This is a genomic window from Tardiphaga sp. (genome assembly GCF_028290495.1).
GTDB lineage: Bacteria > Pseudomonadota > Alphaproteobacteria > Rhizobiales > Xanthobacteraceae > Tardiphaga.
Genome location: NZ_JAQGJT010000015.1, coordinates 1 through 14,607 on the forward strand (window position 1 = coordinate 1; position 14,607 = coordinate 14,607).

Sequence of the window (14,607 nt, forward strand, 5' to 3'; positions counted from 1 at the left end):
TGGGGTGGATCGTTCCGACAACACCGTTCGGCTCGGTGGTCAGGAAGCCGTAGAGGTCGTTGGTGGTTTCACCTTCCCGGACCTTGCGGACGGATGTCCAGTTGGCCCAGATCCCGGCGAAGCATGCCAGCGGACGCGTTTCGTCGAGGGCAAACCAGATGTCGCCGCCGGATTCCCTGTTGAACTCGCTAAACGACGTGAACGGCACCAGGCAGCGGTTTTCAGGCCCGAGCCATCGCTTCCAGTGCTTGCTGCTGGTGTTGCGGATGTTGGTCGTGCCGCTGTCCGGCTCCTTCCGGAGCAGGTCCGCGAAGTCGATTTGCTTGCCCTTCGCCTCCAGCTTGGCGGCGCGCTTCTTGGCGGCCTGCATCAGCGCGAGCTGCGACGACGGCATACCCCATCGGGCGAGTGCTAGTTCTCGGCCGTCCGCTGTGTTGCGCACGATCGGGGCCGGGTAGTCCGGAAAGATGCCCGGCATGGATGGCAAGTTGCCGGCGCTGTCCCGTTCCACTTTGAACAGGTTGCGGATCGCCGCCTGGTTCTTCGTCATCGAGTAAAGGTTGCACATGGCGGCAGTTTGTCTCGTCTAGCTGGCGTGGTCCAGTCGCCCCACAACCCCTAGCGGCTTGCCAAAACGTTTCTGTTTTGTTCTCATGGCTCCGAATTGGAGATGGCTATGGGACTGGACCATATCAGGGTCGAAATCGAGCGCATGCGCGTACAGATCCGCCGGCAGCGGAAAGATATCCAGCAGCTGGCCGAGGCCGGCGTCAGCACGACGTCTGCGGACGCTCTCCTGGCTCGAATGCAGGAGAAGGTGGATGGGCTTTGCACTGAGCGTGAGCGCCTGAACGGGGAGGAAAGGCTGAAGCGGCCGACCTACGCCTCGGGCAAGGTCATCAATGGGCCGACCGTGCGGCGATGACGGACAACCTGCGCAAATTCACCCCGCCGTGGTCCGTCCAAGAAGGCGACGATCAGTGCTTCCGGGTGTTCGATGCGACTGGGTTCTTCATCTGCTCGGTCTCGCATCGCGAGGATCTTCACGCTCGGAGCTTTCAGTATGCCGACCATCACATGAAGCGAGAGGAGGCGCGCCGGGTAGCGAAGGCAATCTCCCGGCTGCCGGACCTGCTGAAGCGGCCGAGTTACTGAGGTATACTGAGGTATATTAGTGGTGGCCAATTCTTACTCGCGGCGGAAGGCCGCCATAGCAGCCTCAGTCACAGCCAGCCAGGCAGCCCGAATAGCCTCCGCGGCCTCCTCACGCGTGGAGGCTTGTCCATGGGCGCCCGGCGCCGACCATGCCCAATACATTCCCCGTGCGCCCCGGCCAGTCTTCTTCTTCACGCTCCCAATGTGGAGCCGGTAACCATCTTCCATGGTCAGGATCACCCGGAACGTAGTGGGTGAAGATCCAAGGATAGCATCGCGCTTCAAGCGCTTGGGCATCCGGGCAGCCTAGCGGCTGTTGGCGGCGGCGTCATCCTTGCCCAAGAGCGCTGCGGTCAGCCGAACAAGCGCCCGATTTCGGCGCCGAGCGCGTTGGCGACGGTTGAAATGGCCGCAAAGCCCTTCGCCCGATCCTCGATCGTCTTGTAGAGAGACGTAATGACAGAGGGTTTCCGCTCGCTTTTTGCGCTGACAATTTGGGTGGCAAGGACATTGATCAAATCGATCATGTCTCGTTTTACGACGTCGTTCATTTCGCCGCAGTCAACAACTGCTTGGGTGAGCGCCTTCAGCTGGTCGCCGATCGGACCGATGTCGGACCCCGTGCTTATCGTGATGACCGCATCAATCTTGGCAAGATCGCCAGTGTTGAGCACGCCGACCTGGGAGTTGGAAACCTTGATGTTGTTGTAGACGTGTGAGGGTTTTTTCATTGCTCGGGCTATCTCGCCAATTGGGATGCGGCCCCCAGATGAACCGAACGGCATCATAGCGTCCATATCATCCTGTGCCTGGTTCAGCATCGCGGCGTTCATCAGGAACTCGACGTGATTGAGCGAGCGAAGCTTTGTATAGCAGTCTAAGCAGATCGGCACGTCCTGGCCGAAATGCTCGATACGATAAAAGGCGGGGGTCGGACACTGATGGCACTTCATGCCGTGTTGTACCTTGGGACTATTCGGGAGAAAAGGGCCGTCCTCGGCTTTCGCTCAGAGGCGAGGTAGTTGGCCGCCGCACCATTTGCACTTGACGTCGAAATCGCGATTGAAGTCGATTGACGTGACACCTTCGGTGGCCACCGTGTCTGGATGTTCCCATACGGGGTCAGCCCACTTGGCGGCTACAGCTCCGGGGTAGATCGGCTCCCCTGGAGGGGCTGGGTGTTCTTTGGTGCAAGTCGGCATTGGTCGCCTTAATTTCAGACTGTGGGGTGGCGGTTCGGTGCTTTTCGTGACGGCGGAGTCATCGCTCAACAGTGCGTGGGCAGTATGCCGGAAATCCCGGCGTACTGATGGCTGCTTAGGAGCGCACGTCTCGGGGAACATGAAAGCCCAATTTCTGAGCTAGTTCATGGTCCTTTGGCTCCAAATATCCCGGGTTAAGATCGCACACCGCATTGTACCATTGGCGGATCAGATTTACGTCCCCAGCCGTAATCTGTGGCAGTCGCGGCAGATCGGGACTTCCCTCCATCCTTTGATGCAAGGCAATGGCCTGGTCCATCGACAGTGGACCCTTCGGCCGAGTGGCATGTACCATCCGGCGGCGCAGCGCTTCGCTTTCTTCGTGGAGGGATTGAGCGAGTGATTCCGGTTCGGTCATGGTTTTCCCTCGAATACTGCCTGAACTCTAGCATCTTCTTCTGGCGTTAGGCACCACTTCGGCACAGTTCAACGCTCCTGGGTCATAGCTGCGGCGGCGCATCGTGGGAGTAGAGAGCCGCGCGCAAATTGTTGATGTAGGTTGCGGTGGCCGGCCGATCCTTCCACGCCGGGCTTTCCCAACGGTCGATCACGGCCTGCGCAGCTTCTTCCACCTTCACCGCCCGCTCCCGCATCGCGGCATCGGCCCCGGCTACTGGCGCGGTGGAGAGGGCGGCGAGAGCCTTGCGGCAATCACCCATCGTTATCCCGACATCCTGATAGGCGGGCAATCTGAAGAGAATCTGCTCATCAGCCGCCGGCACGTCCATGTCCTCATCGCGCAAGCGAGCGATACGGGCCAATGGCTCCAGCGCCGCCCTCACCGCATCCGCGCTTGCAGCCGGCGGGGCGGCGGCTTCCAGTAGCGCGGCCAGAATGTATTTGAACGCGGCGCTATTTCCGTCAGCCCATCGGTCCGCTAAATTTCGCGCTTTGCGTTCGTAGTATTCGGTCGGCGATATTATACTTGACGTACCCAAACCGTTGACTTAGTGTTGCGGCACAGGGAGATTTCGTCATGAAGTCAGTTCTTTCAGCCAAGCACTTTCACAACGAAGAGTCGGCTTACGCCTTCGTTGAGGCCCGCGTTTGGCCGAACGGTCCGGTTTGCCCGCATTGCAGCGGCGTAGAGCGCATTTCCAAGATGGGCGGCAAAAGCACCCGGATCGGCGCTTACAAGTGCTATCAGTGCCGCAAGCCCTTCACCGTGAAGGTCGGAACCATTTTCGAAGCCAGTCACGTTCCCATGCGCCATTGGCTGCAGGCGATCTTCCTCATGTCGTCCAGCAAAAAGGGGATCAGCAGCAACCAGCTTCACCGTACCCTTGGCTGCACCCTTAAGACCGCTTGGTTTATCTCTCATCGCATCCGCGAGGCCATGCGCGTGACCGGCGTTGAGCCTATGGGCGGCGCTGGCAGGATCGTGGAAGCGGACGAAACCTTCATCGGTCGGCTGGAGGGCCAACCTAAAAAGGGTCGCAACGCATGGTCCAACATGAACGTTGTTCTCACCCTCGTTGAGCGCGGCGGTCCTGCCCGCAGCTTCCATGTCGACGGCGTCCGCATTGCTGACTTGCAGCCGATCATTCGCGACAACCTTAGCCGCGAAACCCGCCTGATGACCGATGAAGGCGCTGCCTACAAGAGTATTGGCCCCGAGTTCGCCAGCCACGAAACCGTCAATCACAAGCGCGAAGAGTACGCGCGCGGCGACGTGACCACCAACACCGTTGAGGGTTTCTATTCGATCTTCAAGCGCGGCATGAAGGGCGTCTACCAACATTGTAAAGAGAAGCACCTGCACCGATATTTGAGCGAGTTTGATTTCCGCTATTCTAACCGCATCGCTCTTGGTGTTGACGACGTTGCGCGGGCAGAGCGCGCATTAAGAGGCGTCGTCGGCAAGCGTTTAACTTATCGAACGACTAACCATGGATAGGCCACCATATGGCAAAAGTAGACGGCACAAAGAAAGAAAAACCCAAACCAAGACTGACTGACAAAGAGCAATCCGAGCGGTTCAAGGAAGCCGCTCGGGAGCTTGGTGTTGATGAAAGCGGCACGGAATTTGAGGAAGTGTTTCAAAAAATTATAAAACCGCACGCCCAATCAACCGCTGACTAAACTAGCCTTGTATGTTTTGTAAGTGGAATCGCAGTACGGGTGCGCCCACTCTGCATTTTCAGTTACACCCAAGCCTCCGTCAGCCTTCTCCTTGGCGTGGTCCAGATGCATCGACTTGCTATCAATTTTGGCATCGCAATAGGCGCAAGTTAGCGAACTCGCCAGTGTGTCATTTATCAGCTTTAGCTGTTTGGCATCAGCCGAGAACGCTTTCGCTTTTTTGGTAAGTATTGGTTTCTCTTTGACCAAGATTTGAAAGCGCTCGTGGTCGGCCAGCGCAGCCTCGATCTTCGATTCGTTTTTTCCAGCATGAGCATGCTCAAAAATAAACCAAAAATAGTCCCTGATGTGCCGGAAGCCCTTTGTCATGCTTCCATATTTGGAAGTGAGTTGGTTGATGTACATCTTGTGCGAAACAAGAAAACTCTCCATCCGACTACGGGCAGCGCAAAAATCGAGGAGTTTGTTCTGGTCCAGTAAATCTTTAACAAATTGCGCCATTGCGAGAACAGCCGTGGGCTGATGGCGACCGTTACTTGAATAGAAATACACAGCCGGGTGTAAGCCAAGCGATGATGGGTGGTCCCCAGTAAACATTCGCGCAATCTTCACGGTGGCGCCTAATACTCGTAGTGTGTCCTCTTCTACGGGAGGAGTATGCTCAGCGAGCTTTAGTTTCGGCCCCTTCGATCTCGACACATCCGTAACTGCGATGCCGTTCGAAATATTTACAAAATCAAATATGAGCGGCAGCGTCTGTGAGCCATATCCGTGGCCGGCAACTGGCAGATCAATTGACCTAATGGGCTGATTTAGTTCCGGCTTATAGAGAAGCCGATATATCTCTTTCGAAGTCACCTCAATTTTGGTGATGGTTTGTTCGGAAAACGTGGCCCAGTACCGAAATCCCGTAGCGTTTCTTACGATTGACCGCGCCACGATAGCGTTAGGCTTGAAGCGGTCATTGAGGATCTTCAATTCTGTCGGATCGATTACTGTCGCCTTCTGGTTGATAGTCAGGAAGGCCTTTTCGGCCTTCTTTGAATCTGATCCTTTTACCCACAGCAGCGGGATCTGAGCGTGCGCGAGTGCTCGCGCCTTAAGCTCCAGCGCGGGATTTGAACCGGGATTAGACGCCGCTGCCCGAAAGTCGGCATATTTTCCGATTGTTTCGTTGATGAGCTGTTTGGTTTTATCAGCGAGCCGCCGCTGCTCGGCCGGAATGTTGTTGTCATAGAATTTGACTGAATTGTCTCCATCGCCGTAGTCGTCGGTCAACCACGCGATGATTGCGCTTAGACGGTGCGCACCGTCGATCACGAAACTCAGCCGGGAGGGCGACTGCCAACAGATGACCGCCGGAATCAACTCACCCTCAACGAACGCCTCAACGAAGTCGCGTATGGTATTTGGCGACCACGCGGCGGTTTCGCGCTGGAAGTCTGGTTTGCGTAAGGTCGATAGAAACATCTCGCCCTTACGCAAGTCGGTCTCGAAGATCGCGGTTTTACCCTGTGATCCAGCATCGACGCCTTCGGTGGCCAGAAAGTCTTCCCTGAGCAAAAGTGCATCAAGGTTCACCACATCAGCCATTACCGCACCCTCAGGTTCATCCCAGGTCATGCTACCACCGGGAAATTGGGTACGGCAAGTATAATATCGCCGTGGTCATTGGCTCAAATCCTGTTTGTCCGTCATGCGGGTTGAGCGCGTGGGTGGTCAGGCCGGCGGGGATAGGCGCTCGACGAGCTTGAACATATCCATGGGATCAAGCCCGGCGCGGCGGGCGGTCATGTCGAAGGATGGATCGCCGGGTTCAATCTCGTTGATGAAAAAATGGATCGCGGAGCCCATAAATTGCTGATTGTCATACGGGTGAACGATCTGGACGATGGGGCCGCGTTTTGCCCGAGTGTAAAGCAGCATGGTCCGTTCGCTGCTGGGGCAGTCGTCGGTGATGTCCACGACGCGCTCCGCGACCAAACTCACGCCGTTGGCCGAATCGTAGAGTCCTGGTGAATGCACTTTTTCGTCAATCGCAATTGCTGTCGGCATCTTCCTCGTCTCCTATCGCTGTGGGGGTGGGCGCTGTTGGCTGATTATTGCGGTGGCTGATCTACGGTGATCCGACCTCGGACAGCCTTGAACGGATGCGACCACTCGGCATTGGTGGCGAACTCGATCGCGTCCTTCTTCCGGTAGAACACGTCGAGCCATGCGACGTGCCATTTCTCGTCCCCTTCTTTTGAGATCAGCACCCAGCCCGGGAAATCGATCGTCTTCGGGGCCGCAGTTTTTACAGTCTTCTTCATCGTCCTGCTCCTTGGTCGGTTTTGGTGGTGGGGTTTGGCTGATTATTGTGGCGGAGGTAGCAGGTTGAGCGTCGATACACGCTCCACCAATGTCTGTCCGTTGTCGGTGAGCATGTGCGGCATGAATACCTGTTCAAACGACAGGATGCCCGTTTCGACAGCGGTCACCTGGCCCTTCACCCAATCGCGCAGGATCGAATTGACGGCGATTAAGCCTTGAGCCAGCGCGGCCTGTTCCCATTGCAGTCTGCTGGACTTGCGCGCCGATGACCACGGCTTCTCCTTCAGGGACATCGCCGCCCAGCCCTTGGCCGATGCGCGAAGTTGGACCTGCCGGCCGCGATGCTTGAATGCGAGCAAGATGCTGCCTTCCGTGAAGTCGTCCATGAAGCCGACCGACTCGCAGCCAAACCGCTGGAGCGTCTTGGTGATCTCGTCGCGGGCCTTCATGCCGCTTGTGGCGCCCGCATACGGGATTGTCATCGTCCTGTTCCTTCTGTGTCTCGCTGCTGCGGAGTGAGTGCGGCAGCCCTTTGGTAGTTGGCGTTGCCACGGCAGGCCCGGTCGCCGTGGTTGTGGCAAAACCATCGGTCACTGTGGAAGGCGACTTCATCGGGCGGGAGCAGTGACAATAGCGCAGAGACACAAGTGTAGAGGCCGCCGGTAACAGCGCAGTCCCCGCAGGGCGTGGGCAGATGTTCCATAGCTGGCTGTGACAGATGGTGAGCAAAATGCAGCCGGATCTCATCGAGGCTCAGGGTCTTGTCGTCGCAGAAGTCGGCAACCAGCCGGTCGCGCTGCTGAACAAAGCTCATGGGGTGCCCCGCTCTTGGCGCGTGATTGGTTGGGGCAATACCTTTCTCGAAATTGAAAAGGTCTTGCCGCCTAGCGTGCGCTCAAACCGATAATGCTTGTTCTCGGTGTCGGTCATGAACGCCCTGATTTTTTTCTCGCGATCAGTCGCGATGTCGCAAAGAATTTCCGCCTTGTAAGCGGTCATCCCGTCCGCCATTGAGCCGAACCAAGACCTGACGGCCTCTTGGGATTTTTCGTTGCCGATGTAGGCAGACTGCCAATATGATTTATTGGCCATCACAAGACCTTTCCGTCTTGAGGCAGGAGTGCGGTGCGCCCAAAAGCAGCCGCGGCTTCGAACAGTTCGGCATCCCGAAGAAAATCCCGCGCGCGGTGCTGGCCCCGGATAGTAAAATCATAGATCTCGTGAGACCTTGCATTCGTCTCTTTCGATGCGTCGGGATGACCAGAAATGCCGCGCTGATATTCCTCTATGAAGGCATCGTTTACTGCTTGTTCGGCGCGGGCGTTGTCCCGGCAGTTGCGGGCTTTGCGCTCAAGCTCGACGCATTGATCTTCGGTCATCCCTCACCCCTCCGCGCTGGGCTGGGCGGGGGTGGCGGTGGGCTTGAGGCGCTGACCACGCTCTTTGTCGGCCATGTTCCTCATGCCTTGCGGACTTACAAAGAATTGGCCGCGCTTGAACGCTTCGCCGTGCTTGTCCCTGCCGGCGCTCATGGCGATGCATTGATACTCGCCGTCCCCCATCCAATCGAGAAGATAGTTCCATGCCTCCGGTGACAGCCGGCCAGGTGGGTCCACGTATCGCCAGCCTTTGGCTTTCAGATCGGCCGGCACCATTCCTTGCGCCGCGTCGTCTAACAGTTTGTTCAACTCTGCAAAGTCCGTCACGTTCACTTCTCCTTTGTTACTTCGGGCGCGCGGTCGGCTCGAATGAGCGAGGGGGTGGGCGCGCAGATGGCCGCGAGCCGCGATTCAAGGTCTGGTTTGCACTCCTGCCACGTCGCCCCGCCTTTGCTGGAGGTGAACTCTTTCATGCCGGCGACCATGCCGACGTTGAAGGCGTGGCGGACAAGCACCATCAATTCGGATTGGCATGGCAGTGTCTCTGAGACGGTCAACGCGGCGCGGATTTTCTCTAAGCATGTGATAGGGGTCCCGCTTCCCACGAAGGTGCCGCCAGTCTCGCCGGCGAAATAAGCCATGAATCTTTCAGCTTCCAAAAGCGCCGCGCGCACCTGCTCAGACGGCGTATGGGGTGAGTTGGCATCATTGGGGATCGATGCGCGCGACCCGCGCGACCCGACTTCGCGCTTAAACTCGTGGTACGCTTCGAGGTCGAAAGGTACATGGGAAAGACGTTTGTTATTGCTCATGGCAGCCCCTTTTCAATCGCGATTGTTGACGTAGGTCATCCAGCGCGCGAACTCTCGAATCGAGAACCAGAGCACGGGGAAGCCGATGAAGGTGCAGATCAGGTAAACGCCAGCCATTCCGGTTGTCATGGAGCCTCTCCCTTCGTTGTCAGATTGTCGCGGCTCAGCGGTCCTGCGCCCCCAGCGCGTGAGCGGAGTGCGGCAGCGCAAATCGCCAGCGGCATTGTGGAAGCGTTGCGGTTGCCGGTGCCGTCGCTCTGACCGGCGATCCTGTCGGGATATACGCGACACCAGGGGCCGTACACGTAGCCCCCACCGCCGGTTCCGCAGTCCATGCACCAACCCTTTGGTACCAACCTCGTCGCGGCGTCGATGGAGCCGGTGTATTCGTGGAATCGCTTGGTGAAGCCGTAGGGGGCTGGATCGCTCAAAAAAGCCTTTAGAAGGTCAGCTTCTTTCCAATGCCAGCGCTGTGCATTTAGCCCGCTACATGACCACATGGCCTCTTTGTCAGGCCCCAGCGCGAACCAAATCAGCTTATCCAGTTCAACATCCCAGCCAGCCGCCTTCTCGCAGCGCTCGGCAAGCTCCAGAAGATCAGTCATGCGCTCCCCCTCCAAGATCGTTGCGGCGCGCGTGCTCAAATGCGCTGATGTTGCACTTCCGGCACCACGACGATGAATAGCCACGGCCTCCTGGCTGGATGATGGATTCGTGGCGCCACACATGCTTGCAGGATGACTGCCGGAGTTCGATAGCGGCCTCGCGCCTGTTCCGCTTCCGCGCCTCGGTGTAGGCACACGGCCATTGCGCGCCGCATGCCGAGTATATTGACTTGCAATCTGCGCACTTCATGAGCCATCACGCGATGTACCGCCACAAACGCTTGGGCCACGGGCAGCAATGAGCGTCTCAATCTCAGCCGTCACGCGGGCCATCCCCGCCAGGCGCCGGGAGGCATGGCGTTCATCTGCCGGCTCGATCTCGATTAGGCCAATCAGGGTGCTCAGCCGGCGGCCTATGGGCGAGGTGGCTCCAGCCCTGACGCGCTTAGCGATCAGGTCGCGGCGGATGTTGTGGAGGGTCATGAGGACGCCCCGAGCAGCATCGGCGCAAGGATGATGACGGCAAGCGCAATAGCGCAGAGGGTCAGGCCGCGATCTCTCTCAGCGTCGATTTCGGAGTGGACGCGAGACCTTTGGCTGGCATCAATATATTGCCGCCAGCGATCTGGATCCCGGCCATCTTTTACGGCCAATCTCCGGCAGGCCCGCTCAAGCATGTCGCTCATGACGCCACCCCACTACGGGGGAGAGGGAGACAGTGGGGGAACAAGTTTTGCAAAACACGACGGATTTGCTGCAAAACATCGGTTGACCAAAGGAGAAAAAACCCTGAGACATCAACGCGCGCGGACGTGGCGGAACTGGTAGACGCAAGGGACTTAAAATCCCTCGATGGCAACGTCGTGCGGGTTCGATTCCCGCCGTCCGCACCACTTTCCACCGGCCTCAATCCGGTCACCGGCCGGTGCTTTACGCAACTTCAACGTTGTCAGGGTACCGAACTGGATGATCGATTTGCATTCTCCCTTGTTTGCGCGCGCGGCGGTGGTGGCGTTGGGTATTGGCCTGGCCGGCTGTGCCGGACTGGGCGACAGCTTTGTCTCCGGGGCCTTCGTCGATCCCGCCAAGTATGACCTGTACGACTGCAAGCAGCTGGAAAACGAACGCAAGGCGCAGGCCGCGCGCACCGCGGACTTGCAGGGGCTGATCGATAAGGCGCAGACCGGCGCCGCGGGGACGGTGGTCGGCGAGGCGGTCTACCGCAACGATTACATTTCGGCGCGGGCGTCAGCGAAACTGGCGGAAGAGGCCTGGCAACGTGGCAAATGCACGGAAACGGCGCCCGCCATCGTCGCGCCCGTTGCAGCAGCGGCCCCAAAGCCGGCGCGGCCGCGCTAGCGCCCGTCCCTTACGGCTTCCAGTCGTAGATCCAGTTCTGCCGGGCCTGCAGCCGGCCGGCGCCGAGCGCCCGCATCACCATGTCGCGCGCCAGCGCCATCGGGCCGTGCAGGTGATAGATTCGGCCGGATTGCCGCGCAGTGCGCTGAACCCGGCCGACGCGCGGGGCGCGCAGCGCCGCATAGCGGGCCAGCGCTGCGGAAACCACGGTGGGCGTACCTTCGACATCCGAGAGACATTGCGCCAGCACGGCGGCGTCCTCGATCGCCATGCCGGCGCCCTGCGCTGCAAACGGCAGCATTGCATGCGCGGCGTCGCCGAGCAGCGCCACCGGCCCCGCGTTCCAGATGCCGCCATCGGGCAACGTCGACAGCGGCCAGCGCTGCCAGCCGTCGGCTGCGTCGATCATTACCTGGACACTAGTTGGCCAGTGCGACGCTTTGAAATGCCGGGCGATGTCGGTAGCGCTGGCATGGGGCTCGTCGAGATGGCCGGGCACGATCGCCACCACATTGACCTGTTCGCCCGATGACATCGGATAGGCTACCAGATGCGCCCGCGGGCCCATCCAGAGCTGAACCTGGCGCGGAGCGAGGCCGTGGGGCAGGCGACGGGCTTCGATGCGGCCGCGCCAGGCAACCAGCCCGGAGAACTCGGGCTGCACGTCGGGAAACAGTTGCTGCCGCACTGTTGAGCGCACGCCGTCGGCGCCGATTAGCGCCAGCGCGGGGGCGCCTCCCGGAACGGCCACCGAGCCGTCGCTGTTGATGGTGAAGTTTTCCACCGGACGCCCGAGTTGCAATTCGATCTGCGGGTGATCGTTCACCGCCGCCAGCAAAGCGGATTGCAGGTCGGCGCGGTGCATCACCCAGTAGGGCGCGCCTGCAGCATGGGCGAAGGGCAGGCGGCTGACTTCGCCGCCGCTGCGCGCGGTCATGACGCTGACGGCGTCGGGGGCGATCGCAACGTGGGAAAGCCGGGGCTCAAGTCCCAGCCTGACCAGCACGCGGCTGGCATTGGGCGACAGCTGCAGCCCGGCGCCGACCTCTTCCAGCCGTTCGGCCTTCTCAAGGATGCGGACGGAAAAGCCCCGCGCGGCCAGCGCCAGCGCCGCCGTCAGGCCGCCGATACCGGCACCGGCGATGACGACGTTGCGAGGCGCGCTCACCGAAAGGTGTCAGGCGACCTTGTCTTTCAGCACGCATTCCGGCGGGCGGGCTTCGCCGACGCCAAGGTCGGCGGCGAAGCGGTACAGCGTCGAGCAATACGGGCAGATGATCTCGTTGTCGTTGCCGAGGTCGAGGAAGACATGCGGATGGTCGAACGGCGGGTTGGCGCCGACGCACATGAATTCCTTCGAACCGATCTGGATGATCGGAACGCCGGCATCATTCTGGAAGTGCGGGACGACATGGTCGGACATCTTATCTACCTCTGTTCGCAATAGTCGCGAACCATCTGTATCGCGCCATTAATTGCGGCGCACCATAGTGGTCCCCGGGGGTGATTCCTAGGGAGCCCGAAGCAGCCCTGATAGTCGCCGGCGAGCCGGCCATGATTTCATCAATGGAGAAAATTCGACACAATCCCGTTGTCTTCGAGAAGCCCTTCTTTCGTCGGGGCGGTTGTGTCGCAAATGCGGCACACCATCTCTGGGGAGGTGCATAGGTAGGATTGATGATGCGGCATCGGCTCGACACGGCGCTGACGGGGATTGCGGTCTGCGCGACCATCGGCCTGTTGATGTTGCCGCAGGCCCGCGACGCCGGCGCCATGCTGGCGGCGCAGGACGATCCCGTGGCGCTGGCCGATGCGCAGGTCACCGCCGCCCTGCGCAGCGATCCCGGCGTGCTGGCCCGCGGCATTGAGGCGGCGCTGGCTTCCGACGACGCCGATCTTGCTAACAGCTTTGTTGAACTCGCGGCCGCCAGACGGGTCGTCATGCCCGAGGAATTGACCAAGCGCGTCAGCGATGCCGTCGCGGAGCAGAACTCGGCTTCGAACTTCGCCACCAAATTCGCGACCGGTTTCGTGACCGGGCAGGCCGACGATATCGGCAGCATGTCGGGGACGGTAGCCGGCGACCTGTTCGTGTTCGGTGATATCCGCGACGTCGTACGCGAGGGCAAGCACCTGGCGATGGGCGAGGATACCGATCATTTGATTCTCGGCCTCGCCGCCGCGGGCCTCGCCGTGACCGCCGCGACTTATGTCAGCGTCGGTGGCGTCGCGCCGGTGCGCGCCGGGCTTTCGCTGGTGAAGGACGCCCGCAAGGTCGGCCGACTCGGCGAGGGGCTTACCGCCTGGGCGGGGCGCTCGGCGCGCAATGTGGTCGATACGCCGGCCCTGACCAACGCGCTGGCCGATGCCTCGCTGCTGCGGCCGGGCAGTACTGTCACCGCGGTGAAGGCCGCGTTCCGCGGCGAGACGGCCGGCGGGCTGGTGAAACTTGCGCAGGATGCCGGCCGCGTCGGCGAGAAGGCCGGGGTGCGCGGCGCGATGGACACTTTGCGCATCGCGCAGGGGCCGAAGGATGTCGCGCGCATCGCCAAGCTCGCGGAAACCAAAGGCGGCCAGACCCGCGCGATCCTGAAGATGTTCGGCCGCGGCGCCATCCTGCTGGCGGTCGGCGCCTTCAACATGACGATGTGGCTGTTCTGGGCGTTGTTGACGCTGTTCGGCTTCGTATGCTCCATCAAGGCTGCGACAGAGCGCGCCACCTGGTCGTGGTTGCAGCGTTCCAAGGCGCGCAAAGCTCGCCGCGCGCTGCAATCGCGCCATGAAATGGCCTTGTGCCCCACACTGGCGGCGGCTTCGCTGCACGGCTAAACTATGCCTCCCGCCGACCACCTCTATCCCACCATCATAAACGGAATGTCTGATGCCGAGCTTTCACCACGGCGCTGTTGAAATTGCCTATCTCGATGAGGGCGAGGGCGAGCCGATCGTGCTGGTGCACGGATTTGCCTCCAGCAAGAACGTCAACTGGGTGTATCCGACCTGGGTGTCGGAGCTGAAGAAGCACAACCGCCGCGTCATAGCGCTCGATAACCGCGGTCACGGCGATTCCACCAAGCTGTACGATTCCGAAGAATATCATATCGGCACGATGGCCGGCGACGTCCGCGCGCTGCTGGCGCATCTCGACATCGCCCGCACCGACATGATGGGCTATTCGATGGGCGCGCGCATCACCGCCTATCTCGCGCAGAGCCAGCCCGCTTTGATCCGCAGCGCGATCCTCGGCGGGCTCGGCATTGGCCTGATCAAGGGCGGCGGCCCCGGCGAAAATGTCGCCACCGCGCTCGAAGCCGACTCGCTCGACGACGTCACCGATCCCGTCGGCCGCACCTTTCGCGCCTTCGCCGATCAGACCCGCTCCGACCGCCGCGCGCTGGCTGCCTGCCTGCGCGGCTCGCGGCGCCTGATGAGCCACGATGAGGCCGCGGACATCAAGGTGCCTGTGCTGATCGCGGTCGGCACCACCGACGAGATCGCCGGCTCCGCGCAGGAATTGCAGCAGGTCATCGCCGGCTCGCAGGTGCTGGACATCCCCGGCCGCGACCACATGCGCGCGGTCGGCGACCGCGTCTACAAAGAGGGCGTGCTGGCGTTTTTGGCGCAAAGAGCGTGATCGCAC

At 60.3% G+C, this 14,607-nt stretch carries 24 protein-coding genes and 1 tRNA gene; 8 read left to right on the plus strand and 17 right to left on the minus strand.

From position 1 onward, the window contains the following. Positions 1-568, minus strand: a 568-nt coding sequence (locus tag JWQ24_RS01340; RefSeq protein WP_299803405.1) for an SOS response-associated peptidase family protein, incomplete at its 3' end; no start/stop codon positions are given. A gap of 108 nt (positions 569-676) precedes the next feature. Here JWQ24_RS01340 and JWQ24_RS01345 point away from each other — a divergent pair. Continuing rightward, on the plus strand, positions 677-925 hold the full coding sequence (locus tag JWQ24_RS01345; protein ID WP_299803408.1) for a hypothetical protein: 249 nt from the start codon (positions 677-679) through the stop codon (positions 923-925). Then, positions 922-1,155, plus strand: coding sequence for a hypothetical protein (locus JWQ24_RS01350; RefSeq protein WP_299803411.1), 234 nt, complete (start codon positions 922-924; stop codon positions 1,153-1,155). Before JWQ24_RS01345 ends, JWQ24_RS01350 begins: the two co-directional genes overlap by 4 nt. Positions 1,156-1,508: 353 nt before the next feature. Here the strand turns inward: JWQ24_RS01350 and JWQ24_RS01355 are convergent, their stop codons facing one another. The 3 genes from JWQ24_RS01355 to JWQ24_RS01365 all read right to left on the minus strand — a co-directional run bounded on the left by JWQ24_RS01355 (position 1,509) and on the right by JWQ24_RS01365 (position 3,355). After that, positions 1,509-2,108 carry a hypothetical protein gene (locus JWQ24_RS01355; RefSeq protein ID WP_299803413.1) on the minus strand — a complete coding sequence of 200 codons (600 nt, stop codon included), beginning with the start codon at positions 2,106-2,108 and terminating at the stop codon, positions 1,509-1,511. A 364-nt stretch (positions 2,109-2,472) separates the two neighbouring features. Beyond that, complete coding sequence (locus JWQ24_RS01360; protein WP_299803416.1) at positions 2,473-2,775, minus strand: hypothetical protein; 303 nt, start codon at positions 2,773-2,775, stop codon at positions 2,473-2,475. Positions 2,776-2,857: 82 nt separating this feature from the next. Further along, positions 2,858-3,355: a hypothetical protein gene (locus JWQ24_RS01365; protein WP_299803418.1), complete on the minus strand. Its 498-nt coding sequence runs from the start codon at positions 3,353-3,355 to the stop codon at positions 2,858-2,860. Positions 3,356-3,393: 38 nt separating this feature from the next. Here JWQ24_RS01365 and JWQ24_RS01370 point away from each other — a divergent pair, with 38 nt between their 5' ends. Further along, the gene (locus JWQ24_RS01370) at positions 3,394-4,314 is read left to right on the plus strand and encodes an IS1595 family transposase (RefSeq protein WP_299803421.1); all 921 of its coding nucleotides are present in this window, start codon (positions 3,394-3,396) and stop codon (positions 4,312-4,314) included. Between the two features lie 8 nt (positions 4,315-4,322). Continuing rightward, positions 4,323-4,499 carry a hypothetical protein gene (locus JWQ24_RS01375; protein ID WP_299803422.1) on the plus strand — a complete coding sequence of 59 codons (177 nt, stop codon included), beginning with the start codon at positions 4,323-4,325 and terminating at the stop codon, positions 4,497-4,499. On the opposite strand, the gene JWQ24_RS01380 is transcribed toward JWQ24_RS01375, so the two are convergent. The 11 genes from JWQ24_RS01380 to JWQ24_RS01430 all read right to left on the minus strand — a co-directional run bounded on the left by JWQ24_RS01380 (position 4,485) and on the right by JWQ24_RS01430 (position 10,294). Beyond that, on the minus strand, positions 4,485-6,122 hold the full coding sequence (locus tag JWQ24_RS01380) for a DUF262 domain-containing protein (protein ID WP_299803423.1): 1,638 nt from the start codon (positions 6,120-6,122) through the stop codon (positions 4,485-4,487). The genes JWQ24_RS01375 and JWQ24_RS01380 overlap by 15 nt on opposite strands. Before the next feature lie 96 nt (positions 6,123-6,218). Beyond that, on the minus strand, positions 6,219-6,554 hold the full coding sequence (locus JWQ24_RS01385) for a hypothetical protein (RefSeq protein ID WP_299803426.1): 336 nt from the start codon (positions 6,552-6,554) through the stop codon (positions 6,219-6,221). Positions 6,555-6,598: 44 nt separating this feature from the next. Further along, positions 6,599-6,811, minus strand: a complete 213-nt coding sequence (locus tag JWQ24_RS01390; protein WP_299803429.1) for a hypothetical protein — start codon at positions 6,809-6,811, stop codon at positions 6,599-6,601. Positions 6,812-6,853: 42 nt separating this feature from the next. Beyond that, on the minus strand, positions 6,854-7,261 hold the full coding sequence (locus tag JWQ24_RS01395; RefSeq protein WP_299803432.1) for a hypothetical protein: 408 nt from the start codon (positions 7,259-7,261) through the stop codon (positions 6,854-6,856). A 29-nt stretch (positions 7,262-7,290) separates the two neighbouring features. Further along, the gene (locus JWQ24_RS01400) at positions 7,291-7,626 is read right to left on the minus strand and encodes a hypothetical protein (RefSeq protein ID WP_299803434.1); all 336 of its coding nucleotides are present in this window, start codon (positions 7,624-7,626) and stop codon (positions 7,291-7,293) included. Continuing rightward, complete coding sequence (locus JWQ24_RS01405) at positions 7,623-7,904, minus strand: hypothetical protein (RefSeq protein WP_299803436.1); 282 nt, start codon at positions 7,902-7,904, stop codon at positions 7,623-7,625. Before JWQ24_RS01405 ends, JWQ24_RS01400 begins: the two co-directional genes overlap by 4 nt. Further along, positions 7,904-8,191: a hypothetical protein gene (locus JWQ24_RS01410; protein ID WP_299803438.1), complete on the minus strand. Its 288-nt coding sequence runs from the start codon at positions 8,189-8,191 to the stop codon at positions 7,904-7,906. The genes JWQ24_RS01405 and JWQ24_RS01410 overlap by 1 nt, the downstream gene beginning before the upstream one ends. Before the next feature lie 3 nt (positions 8,192-8,194). Beyond that, positions 8,195-8,518: a hypothetical protein gene (locus tag JWQ24_RS01415; protein WP_299803440.1), complete on the minus strand. Its 324-nt coding sequence runs from the start codon at positions 8,516-8,518 to the stop codon at positions 8,195-8,197. A gap of 2 nt (positions 8,519-8,520) precedes the next feature. Then, positions 8,521-9,003, minus strand: coding sequence for a hypothetical protein (locus tag JWQ24_RS01420; protein ID WP_299803443.1), 483 nt, complete (start codon positions 9,001-9,003; stop codon positions 8,521-8,523). A gap of 125 nt (positions 9,004-9,128) precedes the next feature. Continuing rightward, positions 9,129-9,608, minus strand: a complete 480-nt coding sequence (locus tag JWQ24_RS01425) for a hypothetical protein (protein ID WP_299803446.1) — start codon at positions 9,606-9,608, stop codon at positions 9,129-9,131. 479 nt (positions 9,609-10,087) lie between these two features. Further along, complete coding sequence (locus JWQ24_RS01430) at positions 10,088-10,294, minus strand: hypothetical protein (RefSeq protein ID WP_299803449.1); 207 nt, start codon at positions 10,292-10,294, stop codon at positions 10,088-10,090. Positions 10,295-10,414: 120 nt separating this feature from the next. Between JWQ24_RS01430 and JWQ24_RS01435 the strand changes: the two genes are divergently transcribed. Continuing rightward, a tRNA-Leu gene (locus JWQ24_RS01435) sits at positions 10,415-10,501 on the plus strand. 73 nt (positions 10,502-10,574) lie between these two features. Continuing rightward, a complete protein-coding gene (locus JWQ24_RS01440) occupies positions 10,575-10,967 on the plus strand; it encodes a twin-arginine translocation pathway signal (protein ID WP_299803451.1) in 393 nt (130 codons plus the stop codon). A gap of 10 nt (positions 10,968-10,977) precedes the next feature. Here the strand turns inward: JWQ24_RS01440 and JWQ24_RS01445 are convergent, their stop codons facing one another. Continuing rightward, positions 10,978-12,135 carry an FAD-dependent monooxygenase gene (locus JWQ24_RS01445; protein WP_299803453.1) on the minus strand — a complete coding sequence of 386 codons (1,158 nt, stop codon included), beginning with the start codon at positions 12,133-12,135 and terminating at the stop codon, positions 10,978-10,980. Positions 12,136-12,144: 9 nt separating this feature from the next. After that, positions 12,145-12,390: a zinc-finger domain-containing protein gene (locus JWQ24_RS01450; RefSeq protein WP_299803456.1), complete on the minus strand. Its 246-nt coding sequence runs from the start codon at positions 12,388-12,390 to the stop codon at positions 12,145-12,147. A 254-nt stretch (positions 12,391-12,644) separates the two neighbouring features. On the opposite strand from JWQ24_RS01450, the gene JWQ24_RS01455 reads away from it, so the two are divergent. After that, entirely contained in the window at positions 12,645-13,796 is a 1,152-nt protein-coding gene (locus JWQ24_RS01455; RefSeq protein WP_299803459.1) for a hypothetical protein, read from the plus strand. Positions 13,797-13,848: 52 nt separating this feature from the next. Beyond that, on the plus strand, positions 13,849-14,601 hold the full coding sequence (locus JWQ24_RS01460; protein ID WP_299803461.1) for an alpha/beta fold hydrolase: 753 nt from the start codon (positions 13,849-13,851) through the stop codon (positions 14,599-14,601). Positions 14,602-14,607: the final 6 nt, after the last annotated feature.